This window comes from Paenibacillus sp. FSL K6-0108, from assembly GCF_045040695.1.
Taxonomy (GTDB): Bacteria; Bacillota; Bacilli; order Paenibacillales; family Paenibacillaceae; genus Paenibacillus; species Paenibacillus pabuli_B.
This window is the reverse complement of record NZ_CP150288.1, coordinates 3,761,070-3,779,774: the sequence shown is the minus strand read 5'-3', so window position 1 is coordinate 3,779,774 and position 18,705 is coordinate 3,761,070. Positions and strand designations below refer to the sequence as shown.

Sequence of the window (18,705 nt, the reverse complement as noted above, 5' to 3'; positions counted from 1 at the left end):
AAACTCTTGGCGTTCTGCCTTTTTTTGAAATTCAGTTGTTTTTGGGTACCATTGCAAGTGGATTTTGGCTTCTCTTGCCACCGGAAAATATATAGGATACACATAGATAAGGTTTTGCGAGGAAGTGAAAGATGCAAAATGCTGAGATACCCTAGTTTAGCTCAAGCATTTATAAAATTTTATTGAAAACGCTTTACTTTTTTCTAAAAAGTGAAATTGCTAGTTGATCCCATAGAACATATAGAGAGGAATGTTGATATGCTGGACATTACAAAACATTGGGAGGATCCAACCACTATACACGTAAATCGGGAGGCAGCAAGAGCCTACTACATTCCATATCATGATGCTGTGAGTGCCAAGACACGAAAGAGGGGCAAGTCACCCTATTTCCAGACGTTGAACGGCCAATGGAAATTTGAGTACCATGCGAGTGTAGCTCAGATCCATGAAGCTTTCTATCAAAAGAGCTATGATGCTAGCGGGTGGGACAATCTAATAGTCCCCTCCTGTTGGCAAGTAAACGGATACGATCAGCTTCAGTATATTAACTATAACTATCCGATTTCGTGTGATCCGCCATTCGTACCCGACGACAATCCTGCAGGGTTATATGTAAGGGATTTCGAGGTGCCATCGGAATGGGATGCCAAAGAACGATATGTCGTATTTGAAGGCGTGAATTCCTGTTTCTATCTCTGGGTCAACGGTCAATATGTAGGATACAGTCAAGGCAGCCGAATACCAGCAGAATTTAATCTGTCAACCTATCTTCAGCCTGGATCCAATCGCATGGCTTTGATGGTACTCAAGTGGTGCGATGGAACTTACATTGAAGATCAGGATATGTGGCGGTATTCAGGAATATATCGGGATGTATATCTGTTGGCACGAGATAAAGCCCATATGCGTGATGTATTTCATAAACAGCAATTTACGGCAGGGGGTAATCTGGTCACACTGGTGTCGGAGATTAAAACAACAGGCCGTTTGAACGTAAAGGCTGAACTCAAAGATGCTTCAGGAAAGCAAATTGCAACAGCTGAGGGTGTGATTGAAGACAAGGGCACATTGAAACTGGACGTTGAAAAACCTGGCATGTGGAGTGCAGAGAATCCAGTATTGTACGATCTATATTTAACAGCAGGGGATGAAGTACTGCTCTCTTCTATAGGTTTTCGAACGGTAGATGTGCATGAAGGGGTATTTCGCATCAATGGCAAGGCAATCAAGCTGAAGGGTGTAAATCGGCATGATTCCCACCCATTGCTGGGACAAACCATTCCAATGGAAGCCATGATTGAAGATATCAAGTTAATGAAGCAATACAATATCAACACGATTCGGACAGCTCACTATCCCAATGACCCGCGTTTTTTGGAGTTGTGCAACGAATTTGGTATGTATGTCATTGATGAGGCAGATCTGGAGTGCCACGGCATTGGGCAGGCAGGGAACTTCAAAAATGGCTGTTACCAACAATTTTCTGCCGATCCAGTCTGGAAGGAAGCGTTCCTGGAACGTGCGATTCGCATGGTAGAGCGAGACAAGAATCACGCCTCCGTCATCATGTGGTCCTTGGGCAATGAGTCAGGCTACCACGACAATCATATTGCCATGGCTGAATGGATTCAAAGCCGGGATGAATCCAGACTAGTGCATTACGAGGGAACCGCTTCGCAATTTGGAGGACATCCAAATACCCAATTGCTGGACGTTGAGAGCAAGATGTACTTTACCTACGATGAAGTACGCAATTATGTAGAAGACAAGAACAACCATAAGCCGTTGTTTTTATGTGAATACAGCCATGCCATGGGAAACAGTTGCGGGGATTTGGGGGATTATTGGGATCTCATCTATGCACACCCGCAGCTCATGGGAGGATGTATATGGGAATGGTCAGATCACGGAATTGCTTCCAAGACAGCGGACGGTCAGTCCTACTATGCCTATGGCGGGGATTTCGGAGATTCGCCCCATGATAGCAACTTCTGTATTGATGGCCTGGTCTCGCCAGATCGAAAGCCACACTCGGGTTTGATCGAGCTGAAGCAGATTCATGCTCCAATTCGTGTAGAAGCTATAGATCTGACGCAGGGGTTATTCAGCATTATGAATCGTCATGACTTTGTAGACTTGTCCCATATCGGGCTACACTGGAAAATCACATCGGGTGGAGTCACTGTGCAGCAGGGACAAATCTGGCAGCTTGAAGCAGAAGCCGGGTGTGATCAGCACATTTCGCTTCCGTATGTGTTATCCGCCTTGAAAAGTCAGGCGGCAGAGCTAACTCTATCCTTTTGGAACAATCGGGAGACCGCATGGGCGAGCATGGGATATGAAGTAGCTTTTGCCCAATTTCTAATGAATGAAACTCAATCGCTTATCCGAGTCCAGGAGCAGATTACGGCCACCGCAATCGCTTATCGCCACATTCACGCGGAAGAGGTTCAAGGAACTCTGGTGATGACAGGTCACGGATATCGGTATGAATTTAATCTGGATCAAGGAGCATTTGCAAGTATTACACGGGAAGGGCTGGAAATGCTTGCAGAACCGCTTCGTTTCCACATTTGGCGCGCACCGATTGATAACGATACCTATATTCTGGGCAAATGGCGTGAAGAAGGGTATGACCGTGCCAAAACGAAAATATATGGAACGACCTGGGAGCAAAAGGAAAACGGTGTGTCCCTAAACGTAAAGTACGCTATAGGCGCTTCAGATCGGTATCCCATTCTGCATGGTGAAGCGATCTGGAATGTGCAACACAACGGTGTAATCCAATTGCAGACCCGTGTGAATATACGTGAGAATTTGCCTTATCTGCCGAGGTTCGGACTGGAATGGATCATGCCTGCCGGGAATGAGGAAGTTGAATATTACGGGTATGGACCACATGAAAGCTATCTGGATAAACATCGGAGCGCACGCAAAGGCAGATATCTTACACGCGTACATGATCTCTTCGAGGATGACTATGTCATGCCACAGGAGAACGGGTCTCGCTTTGGAACGGAATGGGCGATGGTTACCAATTTGCTCGGTATGGGTATGAAATTTGCTTCTTCCCAGCCCTTCTCTTTCAATGCATCACATTATACACCTGAAGATCTGGCTGCTGCTTCACATACGTATGATCTTAAACCGAGACAGGAAACGGTCGTTCAGCTGGATTATAAAATGAGTGGCGTGGGTTCATCGTCCGTTGGGCCACAATTGCTGGATGTTTATCGGTTGGATGACAAAGAATTCACCTTCGAACTGTGGCTGAAACCGATCTTCAAAGAAGATGAATAGGCATGATAGTCACAGCATATGGAGAGGAGCTGGAAAATGAGCATGGTCAAGGAAAACGCTAACAGTAATCAATCTACGATATGGTTCGACGAGCCAGCGAAAGAATGGAACGAATGTCTGCCCATTGGTAACGGTACGTTGGGGGGAATGATCTATGGCGGCATCACGAAGGAAGTTATTCAATTGAATGAGGACAGCTTATGGTATGGCGGGGCTACGGATCGGAACAATCCGGATGCTGCTGCACATCTGGGGAATATTCGTGACTTACTTATGGAGGGGCATCTTCAGGAAGCTGAACGTCTTGCATTGCTTGCCCTTTCGGGAGTTCCTGAATCCCAGCGTCACTATCTGCCTTTGGGTGACCTGACGTTAACCTTTCGAAATCCATTGCCAGGGAAGATTAATGCACCTCAGTCTTACCGCCGTGAGTTGAATCTGGAGGAAGGACATGTTGCGGTAACCTATATGCAAAACGGAATATCACATCGGCGGGAAATATTCACTAGTTATCCTGACAATGCAATGATGATTCATCTGACAGCTGATCAACCAGGAAGCATCCATGTGGATGTGCAGCTGTCCGGGGGTGTACGCAAACGTCATATGGATGGAATGATTCGCCTAAGAGACAACTCTATGGCGATGCATGGAAGTACAGGCGGGGGCGGAGTCGACTACGCGGCAGCCATACAGGTACAGACGGTTGGAGGTTCGGTACAGATTCTGGGGGAAACTTTGCTGGTGGGAAACGCGGATGAAGTCTTCATATCACTTACCGCGGCAACATCATTTCGCTACGATCAACCGCTAGAGGAATGTGATACGCGTCTGCAACAGCTTGCCAGGTATTCCATAGATACATTGAAAGAACGGCATCGGAAGGATTATCAGGCATTGTACCATCGGATGTCACTCCAGTTAGGTCCAGTAAATAAGGAATTGGAGCATCTGCCTACCAACGCGCGACTAGAACGTGTAAAGGCTGGTGAATCAGATCATGGGTTGGTGGGTCTGTATTTTCAATTCGGTCGCTATCTTCTCGTAGCGAGCAGTCGGCCCGGATCATTGCCCGCCAACTTGCAGGGTATATGGAATGAACATCTTACGCCGCCATGGGATAGTAAGTATACGATAAATATCAATACCCAGATGAACTATTGGCCAGCCGAATTATGCAACCTGTCTGAATGCCATGAACCTCTGTTCGATCTGATTGAACGGATGCGAGAGCCTGGGCGACACACGGCCAAAGTCATGTATGGATGTGAAGGGTTTGTCGCCCATCATAATACGGATATTTGGGCAGACACCGCTCCACAGGATACGTATATGCCAGCTACACACTGGCCGATGGGGGCGGCCTGGCTATGTCTTCATATGTGGGAGCATTATCTGTACAGTGGCGAGTTGCCATTTCTGGGACGGGCTTATGAAACGATGAAGGAGTCTGCTGTCTTTTTCCTCGACTATCTGAGTGAACTTCCGGATGGGAGACTGGTGACGAGTCCGTCTGTTTCTCCAGAAAACACCTACATGCTACCGAGTGGGGAAAAGGGGACGTTATGTTATGGTCCGGCCATGGACAACCAGATTCTACACGAGTTATTTACAGGTTGTATCGAGGCGTCGATTCAATTGAACAAGGATCAGGAGTTCCGAAATCAGCTGGTTTCGGTTCGAGATCGCCTTCCCGGAATCGAGATCGGGAAGCATGGACAGATCATGGAATGGCTGGAGGATTACGAGGAAGCAGAACCGGGACACCGCCATATGTCCCATCTGTTTGCCCTGTATCCTGGTAATCGTATTACACCTACGAATACGCCGGAGCTTAGTCGTGCTGCACGTGTAACACTCGAACGTCGTCTGGAGAACGGGGGAGGTCACACCGGGTGGAGCCGGGCATGGTTGATTAATTTCTGGGCCCGGTTGCTTGATGGAGAACAAGTCTATCAAAATCTGATATCTCTGTTAAAACACTCTACGTTACCGAATCTGCTGGATAATCATCCGCCATTCCAGATTGATGGCAATTTTGGTGCGACAGCAGGTATTGCTGAAGCGTTATTGCAAAGTCACACCGGAACGTTGTCGATTCTCCCGGCTCTGCCTCCGGCGTGGTCTGAAGGGAAAGTAAAGGGGCTGAAAGCGCGTGGTGGCTATATCGTGGATATCGAATGGTTTGCAGACGGACGACTAGTTGCCTGCATTACCGCTACACAGACCGGGATGGCCAGTATTCTGGCACAGCAGATCAACGAGATCCGACAGCAGGGAGCTGGTACTAACCTTTCCGACGATATAAACACAAACGGCGAGCCGATAACGTTGGAACTGGAAGCAGGATACACTTATGAGCTGTTCGGTAGATACCGTAACTGATTACACTGGCCGATACGCATGATTACAATACGAGAACGAATCGATAACGGAGGGGTATAAATGAATATTAATTTTCAGGGAGAATCCAAACCATTAAATCATATATGGTCAGCTTGTGTCGGGGCAGGCAGAGCCAATGAAGGACTGCGTGCAGACTGGCAGAACCACTTGTTCAAAGCAGTGAAATATGGGGGATTCCGATACTTACGATTCCATGGTTTGCTTCACGATGATATGCATGTATACAAGATCGTTGATGGACAGGAAGTGTTCAATTTCCAGTATGTTGATGCACTATTTGATGCGATGCTGGACTTGGGGATACGTCCTTTTGTTGAATTTGGCTTTATGCCAAACGATCTGGCGTCCACGGAACGTACCCAATTTTGGTGGAAAGGTAATGTTTCACCTCCGAATGATTATGCCAAATGGGCGAAATTAATCTCAAAATTGGTTGAACACTGGACCCAGCGATATGGTCTGGAGGAAGTTAAGAACTGGTACTTCGAGGTCTGGAACGAGCCGAACCTGAGTGCATTCTGGGATGGAACGAAGGAGCAATATTTCAGGTTGTATCAAGTGTCTGTCGCAGCAATCAAGGCTATCGATGACCGTCTTCGCGTCGGTGGACCGGCTACGAGCAATTTTGTTCCGGATGCAAGGTTTGATGGTGAGTTAGAAGACATCTCCACCCATTTAACACTGGTAACGGAAGACTTAGACTCGCTGGAATGGAAAGGGGTATGGATTGAGGAATTCCTCGCTTTTTGTGAGCGAAAGAAACTGCCCATTGATTTTATATCAACTCATCCATACCCGACAGACTTTGCCCTGGATGGGCACGGTGAGTTTCAAGGAAGATCCAGACATGCCAGTTCTACTAAAGACGATATTGAATGGCTGAAACGTGTGATTGCAAGCAGCGCTTATCCAGATGTCGAAATCCATCTCACCGAATGGAGCAGCAGTCCTTCTTCGCGAGATTGTAGTCATGACTATTTGCCCGCAGCCGCGTATGTGGTCAAGACGAATCTCGAAGTGTCTGACCTGATCGACTCCTTGTCTTACTGGGTATTCACAGATGTCTTTGAAGAAGTTGGCGCAGGGCCGGCGGCTTTTCATGGCGGATTCGGAATGCTGAACTTGCAAGGTATACCGAAACCAACTTTCCATGCCTATTCGTTTCTGAATCAACTTGGAGAGCATGAACTTGCACGAAATGAAGGTACGGTGATTACTCGCACAGATAAAGGAGAACTTCGCGGGTTGTTTTACAATTATCCAGAAGACTATAAAGGGACGGTACCCATGTCCGTATATCCTGATCAGACCGTAGCGCAAACAGCACAGTCCTTCGGCAGCAGCAAAACGTTCAATCTGGTCGTGGAGCAAGTTACTCCGGGGGGGCAATATGTATTGAGAACCGTCGATCGCGACCATGGCGTTGCGGTGCAGTTGTGGAATGAGATGGGTAGTCCAAATTCCCCGAGCAGAGAGCAGACCGAACAGCTGATTGCCTATGCAAATCAATTGAACGAAAGGAAATTTACGGCTGATAGCAATGGTAGACTAACACTCGATTTTAACATCGGGCCTTGGGCTATTGCCTTATTGTCCGAAGAGGTGTAACGGCAAATATGTTTAAGGGAAGGAATTAGTAATCATGGTGAAAACGCAGGAAACCGGCTCTGTGCTGACATTGGCCAAAGATTGGGTAGAACGCGCGGTGGTGGGAACTGAACCGGGACAATATGCTGAAAGCGATTGGAAAACCATTGTCACACTGGTGGAGGCAGAAGAACAAACACAGCGTGACAAATCGACGATCCGGCATCTACTCGATGGAATGGACCAATTCCTGAGCAGGGTACATTGTTCGAACCGAGTCATCAATGAAGAGAATAACCTGCTTGAATTTTCAACGTATCGACGAGAGCTTATCCGTCTTGTATTCAAAGCCCGGGCGATACTTTTAATAGACGCAGAGCAATACACAGAAGGGGCAAAGGTAGCCCTGATGGATCAAATTACACGAGCAGAGGCGGCATTGAATGGGACGTATACGGCACCATTTGTCCGTAATCGCGCTTTTATTGAGCCACGACCGGATGAGGATATACAGGCAGTGACCGAACATTGTACGATGGCACCCAGCTACAACATGGGCACGTATGGGCTCAGACCTGCTATAGAATGGTACACCTATCAGCATATTATGGCAGACTGTTATGAAACGGAGAAGGTATATGCTTCTTCCATTGGATGTGTAAACGAGAGAACAGCAGATATGTCACGGGGTGACCTCCCAGCCGTAGAATTGGAGCCAGGCAGCATCGCCTATTTGTCATTCGATTTGCCTTCTCTAGATCAACGCAGGCTTCGTCATGCCCGTCTGCGACTTGTTAATCATCATACCGATGGGAAAAGCGTAGATCTGTATGCCTTAGAACATTCAAATCATCACTTCCAGACACTGGAGCAGTTGACATACCGCCAAATTGAACAACAACCGAAGATGCAGCCCTGTGCGGATCAGTATCTACGTTCGTTCCAACTAGGCTTCGCTGAAGGTTTCAGTTATGCCGATTTATCCGAGTATGTCATTCGTTCCATGGAGAAGGGAGGAAAGCTGCAGCTGGCACTGACCCTGGGAGAGGGAGAGCTACCTTGCGGATTTTACACCTGTAACCAATCGGAACAACAAAAAAGACCTCTGATTGAACTGTTCTGGGATGAGGTTCAGGAGGATGTTTGGCAGCAAAAAGTAAGAGAAATATGCCAGCGAGCGAAGCAAGTCCTGGCGAATGAAAAGCCCGGTAGCGAACTGGGACAGGTTGACCCCGAAGCTTATCAGCAAGTACAGCAGGAATTGTCCAATGCGGAATGCTTAGCCCGATCACAGCTAAAGACAGAAGAGGTGTCTGTGTCTGGCAGTGCACTGGTTCGTCTTCTCAACGCTATGCGTCATCTTAGGCACAGCCGGGTTTTACGAAGCGATTTGCACGGAAAGTGGAATTTATTTTTCACCACTCAGGGACTGACCGAACTTCGTGAAAAAACGGAACGCAATGACGAACTCAAACGTGAATTTCAGAAGGTCAGAGAATGGTCTGAACGGAGAAGTCTGGCTGATCTGCAAACGTACGCTTCCGTGATGCAGGACGAACCGGACTGGACTTTGCTGAATAAACAATTTGGCTTGTGGACTCGCTCGCGACTGCTTACCTTCACCCCGCCAGAAAATGCAGCATCGGCATCCCTTGCCTTCGTTCTTCCTTCAGAAGACAACGAGGAGCATTACAAACTGGGTCATGTCTGGATTGATCGTGTAAGCATTCTGCCTGCACATGATGCCAATTTGGAAATTGAAAATAGTGGATTCAATGAAGGGAAGCAGCTTCCGAAACACTGGACGCCCGTGGCAATCAAGGGAAAACCAGTATTGCACTGGGAAGACCGCGAGGAATATGTGCAGGACGGCAGTCATTCCATTTATCTGGAAAACCCGACGTCAGAAGACGAGGGGGCCTGGATTTATGACAAGGATATCCCGTTGCAAGGGGGAGTGAACCATACGCTCATGTATTTTGCAAAGGTCGAAGGAAAGTTTAAAAAGGGTGTTCAGGCTGTGCTCACATTCAAGGATGCAGTCGGCAGAGAAGTGGGTTCTTTCCACGGCATTCATAACAAGAAATCACTACCGGGCAATCCAGAGCTTAAGCTTACGGTATCTTTTCAGGCGGATGCGCTGATGTATGCCATGACTGGCGAGCGGAGTTATGCTGAGAAAGTGAAACTCCAGATGTTATGGTTGCTTAATGATTACTGTCAGGGAGTGGAGTCCTGGCTTGTTCACAATGTACGTCCTGACGGGCTGGATGCATATGGCGCAGTACAGATCGGACGTGTCACTACGCTGATTGCCACCTCGTACTCACTGATCCGGGATGCGAATGTATTCTCACAAGAGGAATACGAACGGATGATGGCTCAACTGGATTATCTGATCCGTGATCTGATGGATCTGCGTGATCGAACAGAACTTGGAGCTTATCGCGCCCAGCAGGGAACCAGTAACTGGCATACAGACATGGCGGCAGGAGCGGCGATGCTCGCACTGGCATTTCCGGAGATGCCACATGCAAGACAATGGCTGGATAATGCTAGGTTAATCCTAAAGGGCCAGCTGGACTATCACATTAACGAGGATGGCTCCTGGCCAGAGTCAATCCGTTATCTGTTCGCTGTCATCCAGCGTTATGGTACATTCGCCAAGACACTTCGCCACATGACCGGAGAGAACTGGTTTCAAGGTACTCGGTTCAGCAGTACCTTCAAATATGCGTTGTCGGTACAAACGCCGCCCTATATGTTTTTTGACAACAAAATCAGCACACCCAACTTTGGAGATCACACGCTTGATAACGGAGGCGGTTTCGCGGTTCTTGGGCTGTATGTGGATGAGATCATCTCCTCTGATCCAGAACTTGGTGCACAGGTATATGAGACTTGGATAAGAGCTGGAAAGCCATTATGCGGATTCGGCGTGGAATCGAATATGCTGGAAAACTTCTTCATGCCATCTAGCATCGATACTTTGGCCTCAGATTCAAAAACACTACATTTGGTATCGCGAAGTTTCGAAGATATTGGCTTATATCTTTTCCGCCAGAACTTTAATCGTCCGGATGAAGGATATCTGTCGGTGATCTCAAGCCGGACACCCGTAGGGCATGGACACCATGACCAAGCTTCCTTTATCTGGTATGTAAATAGAATTCCGCTTGTGGTCGATCCAGGGGTAGAAAGTTATTTTGACAGCACATTTGCATGGTATAAAGGCTCCTCCTCTCATAGCGTAATCCAGTTCTGCCATAAAGGGCAATACGTCGATATGCCTCGAGTGAGCGAAGTCCAGCATCTACGTACTTCTGATCTGTTAGATGAGATAACGATACGTATTCAGAGTCCGACAGGTCCAGGCAGCCATACTCGTCATATTGCATATATGAAAAATGGACTGGATGCCTTGATTTTATGGGATGTGATCCGGAATGCGGAAGAAGGGACGAGAATGAATCTGCCTTTAGCAGCTAAGTCAACGTCCATTAAAGGTCAGCGTGCCTTATCCAGCGGGCATTACGGTATTGATTTAGAAACAATCAGTCTGCTTCCTCAGTGTGCTGATATCATCCAAGAGTGGGGAAGAAGTTATCCCATTGCACCATTGGTGGAAGGAAAGTCACAGCTGAACTATCTGAGAATAAAAGCTGGACGCAATGAACCACTACTGACTGTTTTATTTGCTCATCCAACAGGTTGCGAAGGCCTGATAACTGAACCGATTCAGTGCTCGGAAAAGCATGCGTTAGCTTACCAGATCAGGAAATTGGATCGTGTAGAGGCCATATTAGTTGTCAACACGAGTGACGAATTTGTAACAACTGAGCTGAGGTATAAACACACGTTGATGGATACAAGAAATAAGGAGATCATTCCGGAAATAAAGAGCCAGATTAGGTTATCGCTCGATGGTGGACAACTGCGCGTATTGATTCCACATTCTAACACGTAAATTACAATCGCTAAAAACTGAAGTCATGTTAGGCGTAATAAAGCAATCACACAAGAAAGCTATTTTGCAGGACTGAATGTGTCAATTCTGCAAAATAGCCCTATGTTATATATTTAAGGTGCATGATGGAAGGATGGATCACGCATGTGCTACAAATATCATATCGGGATTGTTTTCTCCTGATGATCCAGAGCACCTGTCTATCCGAGCAAAGTTTATGGCATTGTAAACATAATGGTTATCTTACTTTTTGTCTTCGCTTTTATAAATGGAGCTCACAACGTCATACGCAAGCTTGGGCCTGCGATATTCATCCACAAGTCCTTTACTATTCCGTGTGCAGGAGCGAGTCAGCAACCACCCTTCGCCTTCAGTCACTCTGCAATCACTAAATTGCCATATAAACATGCCACAAATATCTGTTGATGCTTGATATGCATTTAAGCAATTGCGCAGGATGTCAGCTTGCCGTTCTTCTGAGCCTTTTTCCCGGTTATTACTTCGAAAGCCATAAAATCCATCTGCACCAAATTCACTCATGATAATGGGTTTGTCTGCGCCACCCAGTTTATTGGCCCACTGAATGGCTTCCAAAGCTAATTCCTCAGGCTTTTCGTCCGTATACCAACCGGGATAAAGATTAAATGATACAATTTCTGCAAGATCAAAACACAGTTCCTGATCTCTGTGATGAGATGCAAAAGAACGCGGGCGACTAGGATCTAATTCGCGAATGATGGTCAGTTGTTTGGCATAATGGACTTTGCCTTCCTCCGTATTGCTGGCACATTCATTTAATATAGCCCAAATGATGATGGAGGGATGATTAAAGTGTTGTTCGACCATTTCTCGAGTTACTTGCTCACTCTGCCACGCGAAATTGGGATTACGCATTTGTTCAAGACTCAATCCTCTAGCGTGGTTCTCTTCCCAAATCACAATCCCACGCTCGTCACATAAATCAAGGAACCTTTCGTCATACGGATAATGACTCGTCCGGACTGCATTGCATCCCATTTCTTCAATTAGATCCAAATCTCTTACCATGAGCGATAAAGGAAATGAACATCCCACCATGGGATGATCTTCGTGCCGATTAACACCTTTTAGCTTGAGTTTATGCCCATTTAAAAGTAACTGTCCGTTTGAAATATTAATTTCTCTAAATCCAACCCTGTCCACTAGGTCATCTACTAGTTGTTCATTTGTTATTAGTTTGGTTTGCAACTGGTAGAGACTTGGATTGTCAAGAGACCACTCCAACACATTCGGATACGATACTGTTTGGATAAGTTCTGCTTGTCCCCCAGGCCCAACCTCACAGCTTCCTAGAATAGATTTTATTCCCGCAAGTTCTCCAATAACCTGAACTTGTTGGGGAGATTGACTGATATTGCGAATCATCACTTTCCATCGTCCATTCCATTGATTTGCTTGGAGTAGGGGAGTAAACATAATATTTTCAATGTACAAATCACTTATTTCTTCCAAAACAACAGGGCGAATAAGGCCACCATAAGTGTAATAGTCATTAGGGAAATGTAGCGCAGATGCCTCACTAAAGGAGTTGTCAACATACACTAAAATTTCATGTTCTCCAGCAATAGCATTGGGGATTATAACTTCGAATGAAGTATAAGCGTTGTAGTGGGTTTTAACAAATTCCCCATCAAAATAGACATGGGCCGTATGACTCACCCCTTTGAATTCCAACCGGATATGGGTCTGACTGGATACCGAAATTACTCTTCTATATACAGCTTTCCCTCTATAGGTGCCAAAATGAGGGTGACTCTCCCAGCATCCTGGAACAGGTAGCTTAAAAGGAAATTCTTTTGGTCGTTCGCCTATGGTATCTACGGGAGAAAACTCCCACAGACCTTCAAGTTCAGTGCTGATCCGAGTATGATGCGTATCAAAAAGTCTAATCATTTTTCAAAATCCTCCCATGTCGAATACAATGTGCGGTAATACATTTAAGTTAACGAATTGGGAAGAGGTTATCCATGGTCAATTCGATCTTAAGGATGTATAAATCGCTCCAAATTTGATTTTATTTATCTCAACAAACATTGTAGGATAGTCTGTGTAGGAGGTTGAACGAAATGTATAATCCCTTAGATTTGGTAGTTCGAATCGTATGGAGCTCACGGAAGCAGACACCGATGGATTGGTCGGATATTCGCAACAATACGTCTGTACATACCTTTTATTGGATTCATGAAGGTAAGGGAACATTCCATACTGAAGATCAAACTTATGAGGTGATTCAGGGAATGTTATTTTATATGGAACCTGGCGCACAGATGCATATGGAAAATTCTAAAGAGTCACCATTGACCATTAGTATGATTTTGTTTGACTGTTGTGCGGTTTCATATCAAACACCAGAGTGGCAGTTACCTCAATCTATTCACAGGATGGACATTCCATTTTACAGCAGATATCATTCAGAGCGAGCCTTACGACTAGATCATGCTTTTAATGAAATCACGGAATCGTGGTTATTAGGAAATCACTATCGTGAGATGGAAAGTTGTGCTTTGCTATTGAAACTACTTGCTATATTGCACCGCCCGGATCATTTTTCTGAACCGGGAAACACAACTTCCATTATTTTTAAGATAAAAGAAGAACTAGAGACACGGTTTGAGGAACAATTATTCATCCGAGAAATAGCAAGCAAATATGCCATATCCGAATCTTATCTTCGTAAAATGTTTATGAGTCATATTGGACAATCTCCCAAGGAATACTTAACTGAGGTGAGGCTACGTCAGTCTGAACGTTATCTGACTTATACGAACTACACATTTAAAAGAATCGCAAGACAGTGCGGATATCATGATGAATATCATTTCAGCAAGGCTTTTCGCAATTGGAAAGGTGTATCACCATCCATGTTCCGAAAGAATGAGAAACGCTAGAAACGTAAAATTTTATAGAAGTGAAAAACTTATTTACAGGCAGAATCTCCAGTAACTATATCGCCATGGATACAAAAAGAAGTGCATCGGATAACCTTTCCCAATGGGGTCAGGGCAACCAATGCACATCTCAGGCGCAAAATACACATATAGAGGAGGCCTACATTTCTGGTGCTTATCTGCCAGCCGTGTAACCGCCATCAACAGGCAAGGCAACGCCTGTAATCTGACCTGCAAGATTTGAACACAAGAAAACAGCTGCGTTGGCTTGATCCTCGGCAGTTTGCAACTTACCGGTTGGAATTGTTGATTTAAACGATGCTGCTTGTTCTGGTGCATTGTCTAACCAGCTAAGAATTGGAGTCGCCGTCATTCCCGGACAAATAGCGTTGACACGAATACCTTTTTCAGCATATTCCATAGCTACACTTTTTGTAATTCCGTTTATTGCAAATTTAGTAGCAGAATAGATTGCTTGATTCTGACCGCCGATCAGACCAAAACCAGAAGATGTGTTAACAATTGCTCCGCCGCCCGTTTTCAACATAGCTTGAATTTCATGTTTGATGGCATAATAAGTTCCATACAAATTTATTTTGACCACACGGTCAAAGTCTTCCGTAGAAGAATCCGCCATGGGGGCCGGGGGCAGTGTGATTCCAGCATTATTGTGAGCAAAATCCAGTTGTCCAAATTCCGATACTGTTGTCTGTACAAGTCTGATAATATCTCCTTCAACAGCTACATTTGTTCTAACAAAGCTTGCAACGCCTCCAAAGTCATTAATTAGTTGTACAGTTTCAAGACCTGCCTCTTTGTTGATATCAGCTACCATTACCTTTGCACCTGCTTGAGCAAATGCAATTGCACTAGCTCGGCCAATACCTGAGCCTGCTCCCGTTACGAACCCTGCCTTTTTTTCCATTAAGTTATACATTGTTATCCTCCTGCAACATGTTAATTTTTGTGTTGAATTCTTTATGTCTGGGAAAATCCTTTTCTTAGGTTGAATAACGCTGTGTTGTGTGCTTATAATTTTTAAGCAAATGAAATTCTTTATTGTACACAGATTAATCTTTGTCCATTATTAACTTGATTTTCCCAACAATTAAATTCATAATTCTGTCACATGTCAATTATAAAAGCATAAAAATTAAATTAATATAAGCAGAGTTTGTCCAATTTGTAGGATAACCTACAGATGGCACTTCATTTGTTGGATTAGAGAAAGGTGTTACGAAATGAAAACGGAACAAGATCTAAGAGTACTTAAAACACTCGAACACATAAAAAGTGGATTTTCGTTATGTGTCAGTCAAAAAACATTTAAATCAATCACAATTAAAGACATTTCAACTGCTGCGAAAGTCAATCGCTCGACATTTTATACATACTACACCGACAAGTACCATCTTCGTGATGAACTAGTTAAAGCGACTCTTCAAGACCTTGATCGTGCTATTGACCTGACGTTTATTACGTTTGACGATCAAAGTTCCTCCCAGACTCGTAGTGTTATAGTCCAGCATCTTGAGCATTTATGGAGTCAGAAAGAATGGTATCTTCTTTTGTGGAATAAAAATCTGGAACTTTATGTTTTTGAGGATATGCAGTCCTTACTGGAGAATAAAATTCGGAACATATTTACCCAAGAAGATAAGGACGAATTCTCAGAAAGAAAGGAACTTTTTGCGCGTTTGTACGCCTCCACAACGATGAGCATTTTAAAATGCTGGTATGAAGTAGCTCCGACCACTTCTGCAGCCAAAGTAGCTGACATTATTTATAATCATTGGGAATTAGGAATGCATCGGACATTTTTCTAAAGGGATGAAGACTGATTGCTTTTAATGAATTGGGAATTTGAGGTATGGGAAGGGGGGGCGATATATAGGAATGGCACCTATGTAATTTCAACTAATTGAAGGAACACAGCAGCGAAAAGCTAAAACGCATTTAAGTAAGTAAAATTGATGACCACAATTGAAACCGTTATCAATTGAGGAGAGGTGAGTGAATGAATTTTGCCGTGGTAAGAAAATGGTTGAATAATAGACCGCTATTCTTTCGTTTAGTGATTCCCTATATTGCTGTTGTTATCTTACTGGCTTCCTGCCTCGGTTTTACCTATAGTAAATCGTTAAAGATCGTTAAAAAAGATATTTTGTATGCCAACGATATGGCTCTTGAACAAACTAGGCGAACGCTAGAGATTCGTATTTCCGAGATGGAGCAGACAATGTGGGATATCGTTTCGCTTCCCTCCGTTCGTCGAGCGTTGATTATTCGCGAACCTTTCGAGCAGGCCAACCCATACCGTTTTAAAAGTGTCAGCAGTTCGCTGAAGCAATTATCTTTGAGTAATGACTTCATTCTGGATTATTTTGTGCTTTTCAAGCGTAGTAGTATGGCTGTAAACAGTGATAAAATTTATACCTTTCCACAATTGTACGAATTATACTTCCAATACGATGAGGGTTCGCGGGATCATTGGCAGGACCGATTCTTTCAACTGAACGGAAACTTCCAGCCTGCTATGCAATTGACCTTGGCTGGGAAAACTGTCTCTGGCATACCCTTCATTCGCCCAATGGGCAACGGGAGGGAAGTCCATGGGGCTCTGCTAGTTCTTATGGATAATCGGAAAATTCATGAGCTACTGGGCAGCATGCAGTTATCGGAAGGCAGCCTGTCTTATATTGCAGATCAGAAGGGGCAGATCATCAGTTACGTGTCCGGTACCGGTGTGGAAGGCCTTGTTCCGTCCGTGGTCAAAGATGTAAATCTTAAGGATATGATCACAGCATCCACCACGTCTCATCAACTCGGCTGGACCTTTGTAACTGCTCATCCCCAAGCGATTGTCGCCGAGCGTTCTCTTGAAATTACACAGTCCATTCTCTACGTGTTACTGATCTTTGTATTCCTAGGACTTGTTATCTCCATCGGACTGGCACATCGCCACAGCCTTTCCCTACACAGGCTGACCCGCCACTTTACCGAACAGAGCGAACCCAAACTGTTTTTCGGGAATGCATATAGTTGGATTGAGCAAAAGGTAGGCGGCTTGTCAGAACGTCAGCATATTATGGAGAAGTTGCACAAGGAGCAGCTTCCTATCCTTCAAACCACTTTTTATGAACAGCTGCTTAAAGGGTACTTCAGTTCTGAGGACCATCTTCAATCACTTATGAAACATGCGGGGCTCGAATTCGACAGTACCGGTTATCTTGTAATCACCATTCATTTCACAGGATATGGAGATGGCGTTGATGCGGATATATTGAGGGAAGTCGAGGGCAAAAAAATAATTGTCAAAGAGGCACTGCGCTTCAGCGATGCCGCAAAGAGCATCCACGTGCACGATTGGGATACATATCATCTGTCCATCATTTACTGTTGTGGGGACGAAGAAATTCAAGATCTTCGTTTAGTGGAACAAATTCTACTTCATATTTTAGGAAATCATTCTCTCTACCTGGAAGAAGAGCTGGATGTGGTTGTCACCGCGAGCAGTATGGTAACAAATCTATGGGAGCTTCCACATGCGTATCAGGAGGCTATGACAGCATTTCGCCAGTATGTTTGGGACCCACGCCATCGTTTTGTTTGGTACGACGGCCAGCCTGAAAACCAGTCATTTGCATACTATCCTCCCGAACTCGAAGCGATGCTTGTCCAATGCACATTGACGGGGGACATAGAACGAATGCAGGACTTGCTGCACGGTCTGTATCAAGAAAATATGGTAAACCGCAAACTGAGCTTGTCCATGCTGCAATTGTTCCTCAATGAACTTCTTGGCACGTTGGCTAAAGTGTTGATCGAATTGAAAAATATGCAAACCAGTCCGGAAGAATATGTTCAGATTCGTTGTGTCAGAGATGCTGTTGACTATTATGGACAAATTCATGACCGTTTCCTGTCGCTCGGTTCGCTCATTCACCTAAATAAACGGAGCCATAACATAGAATTGCGCGATCGATTGACTGCCTTTATTCAGAAGAACGCCTTCGATTCCGATCTTAGTGCCTCCAAGGTAGCCAGGGAATTCAACATATCATCGGCATATTTTTCACAATTTTTTAAGGAACAGGTAGGAAGCAATTTTTCCACATATCTGGAGCAACTGCGCATAGCCCGCGCCAAGGAGCTTTTGAATGGAACGGATAGCAACGTCCAAGAAATAGCCGTTTCCATCGGTTATAATTCTTCGAATTCCTTCATTCGAGCCTTTAAGCGGAGTGAAGGAAGAACACCTTCAGAGTACCGACAAGCGTAATGGAGGCAAATCTACAGCACAGATAGAGTGCAAATATAGACTAGCAACGAAGCTGCGGAAGATTTCACATTATGATTCAAAAACTTGGCGCACATGCAGTGTGCCAAGTTTTTTTATATATAATTCGTTGTTAGAAGAACTAGATTATGTAAATCTTAAAGATTGCACATGAATCTGAAAAATGAAACTTTACGAAATTAAGCGTTTTCATTATGTTTGTTGTGTATTCGCTG

9 protein-coding genes are annotated in these 18,705 nt (G+C 44.8%); 7 read left to right on the top strand and 2 right to left on the bottom strand.

Annotation, left to right across the window (positions count from 1 at the left end; translation table 11 throughout):
- The first annotated feature begins 258 nt into the window (after positions 1 to 258).
- From MHB49_RS17080 to MHB49_RS17065, 4 genes are read left to right on the top strand one after another with little or no spacing between them, the layout of a single operon-like run.
- Positions 259 to 3,303 (top strand): glycoside hydrolase family 2 TIM barrel-domain containing protein, encoded by a 3,045-nt coding sequence (locus tag MHB49_RS17080; protein ID WP_405157004.1) that lies wholly within the window; start codon positions 259 to 261, stop codon positions 3,301 to 3,303.
- A gap of 36 nt (positions 3,304 to 3,339) precedes the next feature.
- Entirely contained in the window at positions 3,340 to 5,688 is a 2,349-nt protein-coding gene (locus MHB49_RS17075; protein ID WP_405157003.1) for a glycosyl hydrolase family 95 catalytic domain-containing protein, read from the top strand.
- A 60-nt stretch (positions 5,689 to 5,748) separates the two neighbouring features.
- The gene (locus tag MHB49_RS17070) at positions 5,749 to 7,317 is read left to right on the top strand and encodes a GH39 family glycosyl hydrolase (protein ID WP_090898458.1); all 1,569 of its coding nucleotides are present in this window, start codon (positions 5,749 to 5,751) and stop codon (positions 7,315 to 7,317) included.
- Between the two features lie 34 nt (positions 7,318 to 7,351).
- Entirely contained in the window at positions 7,352 to 11,263 is a 3,912-nt protein-coding gene (locus MHB49_RS17065) for a heparinase II/III family protein (RefSeq protein WP_405157002.1), read from the top strand.
- Positions 11,264 to 11,506: 243 nt separating this feature from the next.
- Here MHB49_RS17065 and MHB49_RS17060 read toward each other — a convergent pair whose 3' ends face one another.
- Positions 11,507 to 13,195: a glycoside hydrolase family 2 protein gene (locus tag MHB49_RS17060; RefSeq protein ID WP_405157001.1), complete on the bottom strand. Its 1,689-nt coding sequence runs from the start codon at positions 13,193 to 13,195 to the stop codon at positions 11,507 to 11,509.
- 173 nt (positions 13,196 to 13,368) lie between these two features.
- On the opposite strand from MHB49_RS17060, the gene MHB49_RS17055 reads away from it, so the two are divergent.
- Complete coding sequence (locus tag MHB49_RS17055) at positions 13,369 to 14,190, top strand: AraC family transcriptional regulator (RefSeq protein ID WP_090898449.1); 822 nt, start codon at positions 13,369 to 13,371, stop codon at positions 14,188 to 14,190.
- 175 nt (positions 14,191 to 14,365) lie between these two features.
- Here the strand turns inward: MHB49_RS17055 and MHB49_RS17050 are convergent, their stop codons facing one another.
- Positions 14,366 to 15,127 carry an SDR family NAD(P)-dependent oxidoreductase gene (locus MHB49_RS17050; protein ID WP_090898446.1) on the bottom strand — a complete coding sequence of 254 codons (762 nt, stop codon included), beginning with the start codon at positions 15,125 to 15,127 and terminating at the stop codon, positions 14,366 to 14,368.
- A gap of 304 nt (positions 15,128 to 15,431) precedes the next feature.
- Between MHB49_RS17050 and MHB49_RS17045 the strand changes: the two genes are divergently transcribed.
- Together MHB49_RS17045 and MHB49_RS17040 are read left to right on the top strand one after the other, a co-directional pair.
- Complete coding sequence (locus MHB49_RS17045) at positions 15,432 to 16,016, top strand: TetR/AcrR family transcriptional regulator (protein WP_405157000.1); 585 nt, start codon at positions 15,432 to 15,434, stop codon at positions 16,014 to 16,016.
- 191 nt (positions 16,017 to 16,207) lie between these two features.
- The gene (locus tag MHB49_RS17040; protein ID WP_090898440.1) at positions 16,208 to 18,472 is read left to right on the top strand and encodes an AraC family transcriptional regulator; all 2,265 of its coding nucleotides are present in this window, start codon (positions 16,208 to 16,210) and stop codon (positions 18,470 to 18,472) included.
- The last annotated feature ends 233 nt before the right edge of the window (positions 18,473 to 18,705 follow it).

Coding starts and splice junctions, on each gene's coding strand:
- MHB49_RS17080 (WP_405157004.1), top strand. CDS start 259: ATGCTGGACATTACAAAACATTGGGAGGATCCAACCACTATACACGTA.
- MHB49_RS17075 (WP_405157003.1), top strand. CDS start 3,340: ATGAGCATGGTCAAGGAAAACGCTAACAGTAATCAATCTACGATATGG.
- MHB49_RS17070 (WP_090898458.1), top strand. CDS start 5,749: ATGAATATTAATTTTCAGGGAGAATCCAAACCATTAAATCATATATGG.
- MHB49_RS17065 (WP_405157002.1), top strand. CDS start 7,352: ATGGTGAAAACGCAGGAAACCGGCTCTGTGCTGACATTGGCCAAAGAT.
- MHB49_RS17060 (WP_405157001.1), bottom strand. CDS start 13,195: ATGATTAGACTTTTTGATACGCATCATACTCGGATCAGCACTGAACTT.
- MHB49_RS17055 (WP_090898449.1), top strand. CDS start 13,369: ATGTATAATCCCTTAGATTTGGTAGTTCGAATCGTATGGAGCTCACGG.
- MHB49_RS17050 (WP_090898446.1), bottom strand. CDS start 15,127: ATGTATAACTTAATGGAAAAAAAGGCAGGGTTCGTAACGGGAGCAGGC.
- MHB49_RS17045 (WP_405157000.1), top strand. CDS start 15,432: ATGAAAACGGAACAAGATCTAAGAGTACTTAAAACACTCGAACACATA.
- MHB49_RS17040 (WP_090898440.1), top strand. CDS start 16,208: ATGAATTTTGCCGTGGTAAGAAAATGGTTGAATAATAGACCGCTATTC.